Origin of the sequence: Syntrophotalea acetylenivorans (assembly GCF_001887775.1) — a bacterium.
GTDB lineage: Bacteria > Desulfobacterota > Desulfuromonadia > Desulfuromonadales > Syntrophotaleaceae > Syntrophotalea_A > Syntrophotalea_A acetylenivorans.
Window position 1 is genome coordinate 3,100,140 of record NZ_CP015519.1, and the last position, 12,768, is coordinate 3,112,907.

Annotated in this window: 11 protein-coding genes and 1 pseudogene; 6 read left to right on the forward strand and 6 right to left on the reverse strand. The window is 58.6% G+C overall.

The features are described from left to right. Window positions 1-71: 71 nt before the first annotated feature. The 4 genes and pseudogenes from A7E78_RS14240 to A7E78_RS14255 form a co-directional block, all read right to left on the reverse strand. Window positions 72-1,367: a metal ABC transporter permease gene (locus tag A7E78_RS14240; RefSeq protein WP_235606758.1), complete on the reverse strand. Its 1,296-nt coding sequence runs from the start codon at window positions 1,365-1,367 to the stop codon at window positions 72-74. Further along, window positions 1,364-2,124, reverse strand: a pseudogene (locus tag A7E78_RS15800) (metal ABC transporter ATP-binding protein). The gene A7E78_RS14240 and the pseudogene A7E78_RS15800 overlap by 4 nt, the downstream one beginning before the upstream one ends. Next, on the reverse strand, window positions 2,114-2,617 hold the full coding sequence (locus A7E78_RS14250) for a hypothetical protein (protein ID WP_072284885.1): 504 nt from the start codon (window positions 2,615-2,617) through the stop codon (window positions 2,114-2,116). Before A7E78_RS14250 ends, A7E78_RS15800 begins: the two are co-directional and overlap by 11 nt. Before the next feature lie 56 nt (window positions 2,618-2,673). Beyond that, the gene (locus tag A7E78_RS14255) at window positions 2,674-3,603 is read right to left on the reverse strand and encodes a metal ABC transporter solute-binding protein, Zn/Mn family (RefSeq protein ID WP_072284886.1); all 930 of its coding nucleotides are present in this window, start codon (window positions 3,601-3,603) and stop codon (window positions 2,674-2,676) included. A gap of 227 nt (window positions 3,604-3,830) precedes the next feature. Here A7E78_RS14255 and A7E78_RS14260 point away from each other — a divergent pair, with 227 nt between their 5' ends. From A7E78_RS14260 to rsmI, 3 genes are all read left to right on the forward strand, one after another. Further along, a complete protein-coding gene (locus tag A7E78_RS14260; RefSeq protein ID WP_072284887.1) occupies window positions 3,831-4,202 on the forward strand; it encodes a YraN family protein in 372 nt (123 codons plus the stop codon). A 159-nt stretch (window positions 4,203-4,361) separates the two neighbouring features. Then, window positions 4,362-6,320, forward strand: a complete 1,959-nt coding sequence (locus A7E78_RS14265) for an NAD(+) synthase (protein WP_072284888.1) — start codon at window positions 4,362-4,364, stop codon at window positions 6,318-6,320. Further along, window positions 6,310-7,170 carry a 16S rRNA (cytidine(1402)-2'-O)-methyltransferase gene (gene rsmI, locus A7E78_RS14270; RefSeq protein ID WP_072284889.1) on the forward strand — a complete coding sequence of 287 codons (861 nt, stop codon included), beginning with the start codon at window positions 6,310-6,312 and terminating at the stop codon, window positions 7,168-7,170. Before A7E78_RS14265 ends, rsmI begins: the two co-directional genes overlap by 11 nt. Before the next feature lie 129 nt (window positions 7,171-7,299). On the opposite strand, the gene A7E78_RS14275 is transcribed toward rsmI, so the two are convergent. Further along, window positions 7,300-7,578, reverse strand: a complete 279-nt coding sequence (locus A7E78_RS14275; RefSeq protein WP_072284890.1) for an acylphosphatase — start codon at window positions 7,576-7,578, stop codon at window positions 7,300-7,302. Continuing rightward, entirely contained in the window at window positions 7,565-9,589 is a 2,025-nt protein-coding gene (gene ligA, locus A7E78_RS14280) for an NAD-dependent DNA ligase LigA (protein ID WP_072284891.1), read from the reverse strand. Before ligA ends, A7E78_RS14275 begins: the two co-directional genes overlap by 14 nt. 245 nt (window positions 9,590-9,834) lie before the next feature. Between ligA and A7E78_RS14285 the strand changes: the two genes are divergently transcribed. The 3 genes from A7E78_RS14285 to rsmH all read left to right on the forward strand — a co-directional run bounded on the left by A7E78_RS14285 (window position 9,835) and on the right by rsmH (window position 12,759). Next, on the forward strand, window positions 9,835-11,100 hold the full coding sequence (locus A7E78_RS14285; RefSeq protein ID WP_235606760.1) for an HlyC/CorC family transporter: 1,266 nt from the start codon (window positions 9,835-9,837) through the stop codon (window positions 11,098-11,100). Window positions 11,101-11,355: 255 nt separating this feature from the next. Beyond that, on the forward strand, window positions 11,356-11,805 hold the full coding sequence (locus A7E78_RS14290) for a division/cell wall cluster transcriptional repressor MraZ (protein WP_072284892.1): 450 nt from the start codon (window positions 11,356-11,358) through the stop codon (window positions 11,803-11,805). Next, window positions 11,806-12,759 (forward strand): 16S rRNA (cytosine(1402)-N(4))-methyltransferase RsmH, encoded by a 954-nt coding sequence (gene rsmH / locus A7E78_RS14295; protein WP_072284893.1) that lies wholly within the window; start codon window positions 11,806-11,808, stop codon window positions 12,757-12,759. Window positions 12,760-12,768: the final 9 nt, after the last annotated feature.

Genomic DNA, 12,768 nt, shown 5'->3' on the forward strand with positions numbered 1-12,768 from the left:
CCGGTTTAAACAAATAGCCCTCCCGTATCTATCGGGAGGGCTATTTGTAATTGTTCCAATAATAGCCCGGGTCAGGACTGGTTATTGTTCTTTTGCGGTGGTGGAATCTGTTTGCCGTGGGGGTCGAGTTTGGGGTTTCCCAGCTTCTCGTCGAGGTAGTCCACGGTGCCGTCGGCCCGTACATGTTCCAGCTGGTGCGCTGTCGTGTGAAGGCTGTCCTGCGGGGAGCCGATGGACTCCAGGTAGGTCTCCCACAGTCGATGGGCGCGCAGGATCTTTGCAGCTTCTTTCTGCCCCGGTTCGGTGAGCCGATAGCCCTGTTCCGACTCCTGAATCAGATTGTCCTGGGCCATTTGTCGCAGGGCTCTGGTCAGGGAGGCATGCTGCGGCACATGAAGGCGGATGACGGAGAGGGGCGTAGCCTCTTCCTGGCGCAATATTGTGGTCAGGACATCCTCTACCACCTGCTGCGGCACCAGCCTTCGCAGCCGCAGCCAGCGCGCCAGCAGCCCGTAGCGTGGCGCCACGGTCAGCACTACCAGAAACTGCAGGGTGCAGAACAGCATGATGGCACCTCCGCCGGCGGAATCGAGCCAGACGCACAGGTAGAGCCCGCCAACCACGCTGGTCACGCCGAACAGCGCCGCCAGGGCCATCATGCGATCCAGCCGGTCGCTGAGCAGGTAGGCCGTGGCTGCCGGGGTGATGAGCAGTCCCACCACCAGGATCACTCCCACCATGCTTACGGCGCTGACTACTACCAGGGAGACGCAGGTGGTCAGTACGTAGTCGAGCAGCAGCACCGGCAGGCCGATGGAGGCCGCCATTACCGGGTCGAAAGTGGTCAGCTGAAAGTGGCGGAAAAACAGGATCAAAATAGTTATTACCAGAGGAGCAACGATGGCACTGGTCCACAAGTCGGTATCGGCCACGCCGAGGATGTCGCCCATAATGAAGTGCATCAGGTCGATATGGATGTAGTGGCGGAAGATCGATACCAATACAACCCCCAGGGCAAAGATCCCGGTGTACATGATGCCGATGGCGGTATCCTCTTTGACCCGGGAGATGCGTGACACGAAACCGATCAGGGCCACAGTCACTACCGCCGCCAGCAGCGAGCCTAGCAGCATGCCGGGAGCATGGGCTTCGAGCCCGAACAGCAGCTTCATCACCAGGTAGCCGCCGGCCACCCCGGCGATCATGGCGTGGGACAGGGCGTCGCCGAGAAAGGCCATGCGACGCAGCACCACCAGGCAACCGACCATTCCCGCCACTACCGCCACGATGCAACCTCCGATGAGGGCTTTTTGGAAGTAGGTTTCGGTCAGGGGAGCCCAGAACGCCTGCAGCAGAAAATCGATCATGCTTCCTTCCTTTCCGCCAGATCGGCAAAGGCCCGCAGGCGTCCTTCGTACACCTGGCTGAGAAGCTCTTCCTGCAGTACGGCCCGGGGGGGCCGTAAGCATATAGGCGTTGTTTGAGCAGAATCAGGTTGTCAAAGTATTCTGCCGCGGTGGCCAGGTCGTGGTGCACCACCACCAGGGTCTTGCCCGCTTTCTTGGCTCGCTCCAGCACGTCGAGAATCGCTCGCTCGGTGGCCGCATCGACTCCGGCAAAGGGTTCGTCAAGCAGCAGGATATCCGCTCCTTGCGCCAGGGCCCGGGCCAGAAATACGCGCTGTTGCTGCCCGCCGGAAAGCTGGCCGATCTGGCGCTGGGCGAAGTCCTCCATGCGGACCATGCTTAAAGCTTCCATGGTCGCCTCGCGGTCAGACTTGGCCGGACTGCGGTACCAGGGAATTTGCTGGTAGCGCCCCATGAGTGCCACCTCCTGCACGGTGATGGGAAAATCCCAGTCTACCGCTCCGCGCTGGGGTACGTAGGCCACCTGGCCCTTAACTTTGTCAACAAGCTGGCCAGCGATTCGCACTTCGCCCACATCGGGCGGTACGAAGCCGAGGATGGCTTTGATCAGGGTGGATTTACCCGAGCCGTTGGGGCCGATCACCCCCACCAGTTGGTCGGGTTCGATGGTTACCGACACATCCAGCAAGGCCGGCCTCGCACCGTAGCTGACCGTCAGGTTACGTACCTCGATGGCTGGCGTCCGCTCAGTGCTCATGTGACTCCTCCCCATGCGCTTCCAGAGTAAAGGGGATGGTGCCGGCCACGCTGGACCCGCCTTGCCCCCATAGGGTTTGGTCCACCAGGACCAAGTTGTCCTGTAGCAATCGGACCCGCACCGCGTGATCCCGGCCGGCTTCGCTTACCGGTGGCTGGGCTTCCACATAGAGTTCGTTGCGTCCTTTCACCAGACCGTGCACCGGGGTCACCTGCAGCGCCACCCCCGGCTCCAGGTTTTCGGTGCGATACAGCTCTTGTGCGGCGGTTCGCACTACCAGGGGCGCTGCGCCGGCCTCATCCCCCTGCAAGGCGAAGGGGTCGGCTTCCGGAGAGAAGGTAGCGGTAAGTTCCAAAGTGAACTCCCGGGCGGCAAGGCCTTGTTGTACTGGCGCCTGCAGGGGCGGGGGTTTTTGTCGGTCGCGCTGATGGATGTAAAGACTCAGGCCGCCGAACATGAGCAGCCAGGCCAGAGCCGTCAAGGTAAAGCGCATGGTGGGTCCTTTGCGTTAAAAGATGTCGGTGTTTGTACTTAAGCACTTAGCGTTGTTTATGGTTTTAGCGCCAGTACGATGATCAGCACGTTTTCGCGCATCATGCCGATATAGGTCTCACCGGCACTGCCGGCCGGACCCATGGAGTCCGAATAGAGTTCGCCGCCGATCTCGACTCCTGTGTCCCGGGCAATTTCACGCACCTGCTTGGGATTGATGGTCGTTTCGACGAAGATGGCCGGGGTGGCGGCCTGGCGGATCGATTCCACCACCTGCTTGTGGCGCTCCGGGGTCATGCCGGCGCCCACTTCGCTGCCGGTGGACCAGCCTACCGGCGCGATGCTCAGAAAGTCGTTGTTGGGGTTGAAACGGTATTCGCGGCAGAAATAGTTGAAAGCATCGTGGGTGGTGACCAGTACCCGGCGCTCGGGAGGGATGCGGTTGACCTGTTGACGGATCCAGGCATCCAGGACTCTGAGTTGCTGCAGGTAGAGCGTGGCCCGTGCTCGGTACTCTTCGGCCCGGTCCGGATCGAAACGCTCCAGGGCCTGGACAATGTTGTTGACATAGAGGGCGGCGTTGCGGATCGAAAACCAGGCGTGGGGGTCGGCGATACTCTGGCCGTCAGCCTCGATCTCCAGTGGAGCCAGTCCCCTGGTGACCGTAACCAGGGGTTTGCCGGCATCCTTGGCCAGGGTAGCCATCCAGCTCTTGCCTTCCAGGTGCAGGCCGTTTTCCAGACACAGATCGGCGTCCAACACGATCTGAACGTCGTCGGGTGTCGGTTGATAAGTATGGGGGTCGGCACCGGGGGCCAGGATGGAGGTAACCGTCATCCTGTCGCCGGCAATCTGGCGGGCGAAATCGGCGATTTGAGTGGTGGAGGCCACCAGAGCCGGTTTGCGTTCCGTTTTTTTGGCGCCGAAGACCGTTGCGGGCGGGAGCAGCACCGCCAGGGCAAGTAGAACACTGAAAAGGCGAAGCATGGGAAACCTCCTGTAATGGCTATATATGTTTCATCCAATCTACAGTACGTGATGAATCAAAGCAAGGATGGTGGGACAGTGGACAGGCCGAGGACGATCGGGGGAAAAAAATTGACAGGTTTTAAAGCCAGGGGTTATAAGTTGCTATCTTCATAGTGTTTACAGCACTCGCATGTTTCAGTTTGCCTCTGGTGGCTGGGAGCAGATTGTGCAGGTATGGAGGGATTGTGACCGAGCAGCGCCAGACGTTGGGCAAATGGGGTGAGGAACAGGCGGCCCGTTTTTTGCGCCGTCGCCGATTCAAGATCGTCGCTCGTAATTTGCGCACCCCGGTGGGGGAGATCGATATCATCGCCCGTCAGGGCAAAGTCCTGATCTTCGCCGAGGTTAAGACCCGTCGCGGTACATGCTACGGGGCACCCCAGGAAGCGGTCGGCCCCACCAAGCAGCGTCAGATTTTGCGGGCTGCCAGCTGGTACCTCAAGGATCAGGGGCGGCAGGATTTGCAGCCGCGTTTCGATGTGCTGGCGGTGCAGGTGGTAAACGACCAGGCGCAGATCGAACATATTGCCGATGCTTTCGGTTTGCCGGATTATTGAGAAGTTTTTATCCGAAAACGGCCCTTTCCCCCAATCTCGACGTCAGTCCGCACGCTTGCTTGACCTTGGGGAAAATTGCTCGTTTTCCATGTAAAAACCGCATAATGTCTATCCAAGGTTCCCGAATAGACACTTATTTATAAAGAGAGGGATGTGAACATGGAAACCAGGTTGTCCGATCATGGGCTGGTCCGAATCGGGGTGGTGAGCCCCGAACATAGGGTTGCGGATATCGCTTTCAATTGCGAGAAAATTCGTCAGGCGGTAAGCGCTAATGGCGATTGCCGTTTATTTCTGCTGCCCGAACTGTGTGTCACAGCCTACAGCTGCGGCGATCTGTTCTTTCAGTCGTTGCTGATCGAGCAGGCGCAGCAAGCTCTCTTCGAGTTGGCCGAATTCAGCGCCGACAAGGAGTTGACCCTGGTGGTCGGTGCGCCGGTGGCCCAGGGTGGCCGGCTCTTTAACTGTGCGGCATTTATCTCCTGCGGTCGGATTCTCGGTCTGGTGCCCAAAACCTTTTTGCCCAATACCCAGGAATTTTACGAGGAGCGCTGGTTCTCCTCGGCTGGGGACCGCACTGCCGACTTCCTCGAGTGGCGCGGTGAGACGATCCCCTTCGGGCCCGACCTGCTGTTCCGTGCCGAAGAGCTGCCCGACTGCGTGATCGGTATCGAAATTTGCGAGGACGGCTGGGTGGCCAGCCCGCCAAGTGGACAGATGGCAGTGAACGGGGCGACGGTACTGCTCAACCTGTCGGCCAGTCCTGAATTGCTCGGAAAGGAAGCCTATCGCCGCAATCTGGTTCAGGCCAATTCGGCCCGCTGTCTGGCGGCCTATGTCTACGCCTCGGCCGGCCCCGGCGAGTCGAGTACCGACCTGGTCTTCTCCGGTCATTCGCTGATCGCCGAAAACGGCGCGGTGCTGGCTGAAACCGAACGTTTCCAATTTGAAAGCCAGACCATAATGGCCGATGTCGACATCGAGCGATTGGTCAACGAGCGGGTCAAGAACAACAGCTTCGGCGCTTCGCGCAGCGATGCCGGTTACCGGTTTATCGGTTTTTCTCTACCTGATACGGGCGCTGTGCCCCTTCTGAGACCGGTACCGGCGACCCCCTTTGTGCCGGTGGCGGCGGAAGAGCGGGCCGAGCGTTGTCATGAGATCTTCGAGATTCAGACTACCGGTCTGGCCAAGCGATTACGTCACGTCAATTGCTCCCGGGTGGTGATCGGCATCTCCGGCGGTCTCGATTCGACCCTGGCCCTGCTGGTGACGGTCAAGGCCTTTGACAAGCTCGGTTATGACCGCAGCGGTATCGAGGCCATCACAATGCCCGGCTTCGGCACCACGGGCCGCACCCGTACCAATGCCGAGCGGTTGGCGGAATTGCTCGGCGTCACTCTGCGGGTGATTTCCATCGACGCCGCAGTGCGACAACACTTCGTCGATCTCGGTCACGACGAGACGGTCCACGACATCATCTACGAAAACGCCCAGGCCCGTGAGCGCACTCAACTGCTGATGAATATCTCCAATCAGGTCGGTGGCCTGCTCATCGGCACCGGCGATCTGTCCGAGCTGGCCCTTGGCTGGTGCACCTACAATGGCGACCACATGTCCATGTACGGCGTAAATGGCGGCGTGCCCAAGACCCTGGTGCAGTACTTGGTGTGCTGGTGCGCCGAAGCGGAGTTTGCTGGTGAAACGGCGGACATTCTCATCGATGTCTGTGAGACGCCGGTCTCTCCCGAACTGCTTCCGCCCCACGAAAACGGTGAGATCAAGCAGCGTACCGAGGACAAAGTCGGCCCCTATCTACTGCACGATTTCTTCCTCTACCACTGCGTGCGTCTGCAGTACCGCCCCGCCAAAATTTTATTTCTGGCTCAACAGGTCTTTGCCGGGCAGTTTAGCGACGCAGAGCTGCGGCGCTGGTTGCAGACCTTCTATCGGCGCTTCTTCGCCCAGCAGTTCAAGCGTTCCTGCCTGCCCGACGGTCCCAAGGTCGGCAGCGTGGTCCTTTCGCCGAGGGGTGACTGGCGTATGCCGAGCGATGCTTGCGTGGCTCTCTGGTTGAAGGACCTGGAGCAACTGGAGGCGACCAGCGGTGAGTGCTAAAGACGCTGCGTCTGAAGAAAACGGCACCCTCTACCTGGTCGCCACGCCCATCGGCAATCTGGAGGACCTGTCCCCCCGTGCGCTGCGGATTTTGAAAGAAGTCGATCTGGTGGCGGCAGAGGATACCCGCCACAGCCGTAAGCTGTTTAACCATTACGGTATCTCCACTCCGTTGACCAGCTATTTTCAGCACAATGAGGTGACCAAGGGCGAACAGCTTCTGCAGACCTTGCAGGAAGGCAAGGACGTGGCGCTGATCTCCGATGCCGGTACCCCGGCTATCTCCGATCCTGGCTGTTTACTGGTTCAGCGGTGTCATGAGGTTGGGGTTCCGGTCAGCGCGATTCCCGGACCTTCGGCGCTGATTGCCGCTTTAGCCATGGCCGGTCTGCCGACGGAGCGTTTTGCTTTTGAAGGGTTTTTGCCGGCCAAGACCCACGCCCGCTGCCAAGCGCTGCGACTCCTGCGCCAGGAACTGCGCACCACGGTCTTTTACGAGGCCCCCCATCGGCTGGCGGCGGCGCTACAGGATGTGTTGACGGAATTGGGAGAAGAGCGGCAGGTCGCAGTGGTGCGGGAGCTGACCAAAGTCCACGAAGAGCTGTTCCGTGGCACCGCAGCCGAAGCCTGCGAGCATTTTTCCGGTAAGGTGCGGGGCGAGATCGTGTTGCTCATCGGCCCCGCTGAGCAGAGTACACCGGAGGAATCGGTGCGGGATGCTCTGCGGCGCTGGCGCAAGGAAACGGACCTGCCCATGCGGGAGATCGTCAAGCAGGTGGCTAAGATTTATGGGCTGTCCGGCAGCGAGGTGTATAGGGAGAGCCTGGCTTTGCGGGATGAGGAGGAGTGAGAGCAAAACATGAATCTCACGCCCGCTCCTTTCAGTCGCTCAAGCCGCAAAGACGCCAAGAAAACTGGGTTTGTATCTCTTTGCGGCTTTGCGGCTTAAGTGAGCGAAGCGAACGAGCGTGAGAATGCTTTAGAACCTTACCTCAAAACCATCAAATTCCCCCCGATAGGGCTCTTTTTCACAGTGCAGGGCATCGACATGTCCCCCCGCCGGTCCTTGGCGCAGATCATCAAGGGCAGCGCTGACAGCCTCCTCTGGTCCTTCCAATACCGCTTCAACGGAACCGTCGGCGCAGTTGCGTACCCAGCCGGTGAGGCACAGGGCTTCGGCCGTGCGCCGGGTGAAATAACGAAAACCGACTCCCTGCACCTGTCCCCGGACGGACAGCTTCACTCTAATGCTGTTCACCGTTATCGATCCTTGCCAGCAATTGCTGAAATTCCTCTTCGCTGAGCACTGTCACCCCCAACTCGTTGGCTCGATCAAGTTTGCTCCCGGCGTCCCGGCCGGCCACCAGGTAGTCGGTTTTTTTGCTCACTGAACCGGAAGCGCGGCCGCCGCGGCCTTCGACCAACTGTTGTGCTTCCTTGCGTTTGAAGATCTCCAGGCTGCCGGTGAAGACGAAAGTCTTGCCGGTCAATGGTCCGCCGCTGCGCTTTTCTCCAGCCTGGGGCCGTACGCCAGCCTCCTGCAATTCGGCCAGGAGTTGCCGGTTGCGTTCGTTGGCGAAAAAGTCCACTACGCTCTCGGCGACCTGCGGACCCACTTCGTGCAAGGCCAGCAGTTGGTCGTGACCGGCAGTGGCCAGTTCTGCCAGGGTGCCGAATTGTGCGGCCAGCAGCTTGGCCAGATGCTCACCGACGTTGCGAATGCCGAGGGCGAACAGGAAACGTGCCAGGGGCCTCTCCTTGCTGGCGTCGATGGCGGCCAGCAGTTTGTCCGTCGATTTTTCGCCCATTCGTTCGCATGCCAGCAGCTCTTCTCTGCTCAGGCGGTAGAGATCGGCAAAATTCCGCACCAGGCCGCGTTCTAATAGTTGGTCGATGGTACGTTGACCGAGGCCGTCGATGTCCATGGCTCGCCGGGCAACGAAGTGTTTGAGGGATTCCCGCAGGCGGGCCGGACAGGAACTGTTCTGGCAACGGGGCACGACCTCGCCTTCAAGGCGGCTGACCGGGCCGCTGCAAACGGGGCAATTGAGCGGCAGGGGCAGGGCTTGTTCATCGCCGCTGCGTTTTTCGGTCAATACCTTCACCACGTCGGGAATGACGTCGCCGGCTCGTTCCACCACCACCTGATCACCGATTCGTACGTCGAGACGGGCGATTTCGTCCCAATTGTGCAGACTGGCGCGGGAGACGATCACTCCGCTGACCTCCACCGGTCGTAACTGGGCCACCGGGGTGATGGCGCCGGTACGGCCGACTTGCAGCACAATGTCGTCGATAGTGGTGATTGCCTGGCGTGGCGGAAACTTGTAAGCGATGGCCCAGCGCGGCGTTCGGGTCTTTTCCCCCAACTCCCGTTGCAGGGCCAGATTGTTGACCTTGACCACCATGCCGTCGATTTCGTAGGGGAGCTGGTCCCGTCTTTGGAGCAGATTGGCATAGATCGCAAGTACCTGATCGATCCCCTTGGCGGTCTTAGTCTCTTCTGAATTGACTCGTAGACCCCATGTGCGGAGTTGCTCCAGCAGTTGTGAGTGGCTGTGGGGACGGGGTCCTTCGAGCAGGCCGATTCCATAGCAGAAGATCTGCAGGGGGCGGCGGGCGGTAATCGCCGAGTCCAGTTGACGCAGGCTGCCGGCGGCGGCGTTTCGAGGATTGGCGAAATTAGCCAGGCCCTCCTCCTGTCGCTCTTCGTTAAGGGACTGAAAGGCCGCGAGCTCCATGTAGACTTCGCCTCTTACTTCCAGCAGTGAGGGTGCGTCCTCAGAAAGAAGCAGGGGGATTGAGGCGATGGTGCGCAGATTTTCGGTGATTCCTTCGCCGCTGCTGCCATCGCCGCGGGTAGAGCCGACCTCCAGTCGGCCCTCGTGGTAGACTAGTTCAACCGCGACGCCGTCCATCTTGAGTTCACAGGCGTATTCGATGGTTTCGTCGGTAGACAGGAAGCGCTTGATGCGTTCGTCGAAATCGCGCATATCCTGGTCGTTAAAAGCATTCTCCAGGGACAACATCGGCAGGCTGTGAGCCACCGATTTGAATTTCTCCAGGGGTGGTGCACCGACCCGGCGGGAAGGGGAGGACGGAGTGTCCAGTTCAGGGAAGGCCTCCTCGAGCTGGAGCAGTTCGCTGAAAAGTCGGTCGTATTCGGCATCGCCGATTTCCGGCCGATCATGAATATGATACAGGGTGTTGTGGCGGTGCAGTTCCGCACAGAGTTGTCGATGTCGTTTCGCCGCCTGAGTCTGATCCATGATTCGTCCTCGAAAGTAAGAGAGCCGTTTGTTTTCACGCCTTATAGCACAAGCCGGGCTTCCTTTAAAGGTGCAAGATATTGGTGGCCTGCCTGTAGGCATTTTGTATTTGTATTTGTATCCGGGCTGCCCCGCTTGGGCAGGGAATGTAAATCGAGGGCTGTGACAAGGAAACGTTGTCTTGCAGGCTTCCTTCAAGTAAACTCCCGGTACACTATAGTGAAAAACTTGTTGAGGAGTTTCGGTTGTTCGACGATCCGTATTTTTATCTGATGATTCTGGCATTGCTGATTGCCCTGTCGGCCTTTTTTTCCGGCTCGGAAACGGCCCTGTTGACCCTCGATTCCTTGCGAATCAAGTACCTGGTGACCAAGGGTAAGCCCGGTGCCGGGCTGCTGGAGTCTATCCGCCAGCAACCGGACCGCTTGCTCGGCGCTATTCTGGTTGGCAACAACCTGGTCAACATAGCCGCTTCGGTCTTCGCCACGGCGTTCTTCGTACGTTTTTTCGGTGAACACGGCGAACTGCTGACCATCATCATTCTGACCCCGGTGATTCTGGTATTTGCCGAGGTCTGTCCTAAGACTTTTGCCGCCCGTAACCCCGAACGGGTTTCTTTTTGGGTGGTCCGGCCGGTTAAGCTGGTCATGGTACTGTTGGGGCCGGTGGTCTGGCTGGTGACGGGCCTGGCTCGGCTGATGAACCGTTTCGGCCGCAGTGAGACCGACGGGGAGGACATCTCCGAGGACCAGATTCGTACCATGATCACCGTTGGTGAGGAGGCCGGGGTGGTAGGCCAGGAAAAACGCCGCATGCTGCATGGTGTTTTTGAACTGACCCAGATTCGGGTTCGCGATATCATGATCCCCCGCACCGAGGTGGTAGGCATGGAGGTTTTCACCCCCTTTGCCGAAGTGCTGCAAATAGCACAGCAAGCCAGCCATTCGCGATTTCCGGTTTACAAACAGAGCCTTGATCAAGTGGTGGGCGTCATTCACAGCAAAGACATCCTCAGCTATGTGCATCAGCCTGGGGAGTTTTCATTGCCCGACTTGGCTCGGGCTCCTTATTTTGTTCCCGAGTCTCAGCGCATCAGTGAACTGTTGCAGACCATGCGGCAGGAGCGTATGCATCTGGCGGTGGTGGTCGACGAATACGGCGGGGTCGAAGGTATCGTTACCCTGGAGGATATCGTTGAAGAGATTGTCGGTGATATCCAGGATGAGTACGACGCCGATGAAATCCTGTTCCGCGAGCTGAGTCCCGGTCGTTTTCTGATCGGGGGCAGCGCCGCCCTGCGGGATGTTAACCAGAAATTTGAGCTGCAGCTTTCTGAAGAGCATGCCACGACTCTGGCTGGATTTCTGCTTCATTGTCTCGGAACCATCCCCGCCCGAGGTGAGAGCTGTGAGGCGCAGGGGGTTATTTTTACTGTGCGCAGGGTGGTCGATAAGCGTATCGAGGCTATTGAACTAAAATTGCCCCCAAAGCCGCCGGAAGAGGATGTTTAGAGGAGTGCTTACGGCATAATCGACTGAAATTAATAAACTCTTTTAGATGTTGTTTGCCTCCTGCTCAATATGACCGATTTGGTCCCTTATTTTTGTTTTAAAAGAGCGCCCTTCAACCGGAGGGCGCTCTTGTTGTTTTGGTGAGCTAAGTTCTTAAAAAGTCATAAAAATCCGCTTGACAGGTGTGGGGTGTCTCGCTATAGTTTTGGCCAATAAGTGGGTAAAAGTGTCAAATGAGACCATGCTGGGGTAAGGATGACCTTTCAGGGGGTACATAATAACGCCATCGATGCCAAGGGCAGGGCGAGCATTCCGGCCAAGTTCCGTGAGGTGCTGGCCGAAGCCTATGACGATGAGCAGTTGATGGTTACCCAGCAGAAGGGGGGGCTGGTCGCTTATCCCGTGCCCGAATGGCAGCGCATTGTCGAAAATGTGCAGAAAATGGACGCCGGCCCGATGCGCGAAGCCATATATCTTTCTTTGATCACCCCCGCCATCCCCTGTTCCTTCGATAAGCAGGGTCGCATCCAGATTAGTAAATCATTGCGCGAATATGCCGGATTGGAAGAGGTTCGGGAGGTCGTGGTAGTTGGTTCCTTCAATAAGATTCAGCTGTGGAACCGGGTTAAGCACCAAGAGATAATGCGGACCGCCGAAGCGCTGGTCAACGAAGATCCTCAGACTCTTTACGATCTGGGCTTCTAAATGGTGACGGGGCCCGAATTCCAACATCTGTCGGTAATGCCGGGCGAAGTTTTGGCCTGCCTGAAACCTGAGCCGGGTGAAATTTTTGTCGACGGCACCCTCGGCGGCGGCGGCCATTCCCGCTTGATCCTCGATGCCACCGCTCCTGACGGCCGTCTGATCGGACTCGACCGCGATCAAGATGCATTGCAGGCGGCGTCCCGGATTCTGTCCCCCTACGGTGATCGCGTGACCCTGCGTCACGCAAATTTCAGTGAGGTCGATCAGGTCCTTGAAGAACTGGGCATCGAGGCGGTGGACGGCATGCTGCTTGACCTCGGTGTTTCTTCCTTTCAGCTCGATGCCGGTCATCGGGGATTTTCTTTTCAGGTCGATGCGCCCTTGGACATGCGGATGGATCGCAGCACCGGCCTGACCGCTGCCGACATCCTGCAACAGTACTCTGCCGAGGAACTGGCACGGGTATTTTACGAATATGGCGAAGAGCGGTACTCTCGGCGCATTGCCCGACGAATTGTCGAACAACGGGTCGAGACGCCTCTGACCACGACCGGGCAGCTTGCTGAGCTTGTTAAATATAGCGTGCCCAAGGGGCGTGTGCCGGCCAGGATTCATCCGGCCACCCGGGTCTTTCAGGCGCTGCGTATCGAGGTGAACGGTGAACTGGAACATGTGAAGCGTGGCCTGGAGAAGGCCATAAGCTACCTGCGCCCCGGTGGGCGACTGGCGGTGATCAGCTTTCACTCTTTGGAAGATCGCCTGGTCAAACGGTTTTTTCGCAGCGAGTCACAAGGTTGCATCTGCCCGCCCAGGCTGCCACAGTGTGTATGCAATCACCAGCCCAGGGTCAAGGTGCTGACTCGCAAGGGGCTGAAGGCCAGTGAAGAAGAGGTGGCCAACAACCCGAGATCCCGCAGTGCGGTATTGCGGGCAGTGTGCCGTTGCCAAGACTGATTATGTCAC

Excerpts from the sequence above, each read along its gene's own strand:
- A7E78_RS14240 (WP_235606758.1), bottom strand. The coding sequence starts at position 1,367 with ATGATCGATTTTCTGCTGCAGGCGTTCTGGGCTCCCCTGACCGAAACC.
- A7E78_RS14250 (WP_072284885.1), bottom strand. The coding sequence starts at position 2,617 with ATGCGCTTTACCTTGACGGCTCTGGCCTGGCTGCTCATGTTCGGCGGC.
- A7E78_RS14255 (WP_072284886.1), bottom strand. The coding sequence starts at position 3,603 with ATGCTTCGCCTTTTCAGTGTTCTACTTGCCCTGGCGGTGCTGCTCCCG.
- A7E78_RS14265 (WP_072284888.1), top strand. The coding sequence starts at position 4,362 with ATGGAAACCAGGTTGTCCGATCATGGGCTGGTCCGAATCGGGGTGGTG.
- ligA (WP_072284891.1), bottom strand. The coding sequence starts at position 9,589 with ATGGATCAGACTCAGGCGGCGAAACGACATCGACAACTCTGTGCGGAA.
- A7E78_RS14290 (WP_072284892.1), top strand. The coding sequence starts at position 11,356 with ATGACCTTTCAGGGGGTACATAATAACGCCATCGATGCCAAGGGCAGG.
- rsmH (WP_072284893.1), top strand. The coding sequence starts at position 11,806 with ATGGTGACGGGGCCCGAATTCCAACATCTGTCGGTAATGCCGGGCGAA.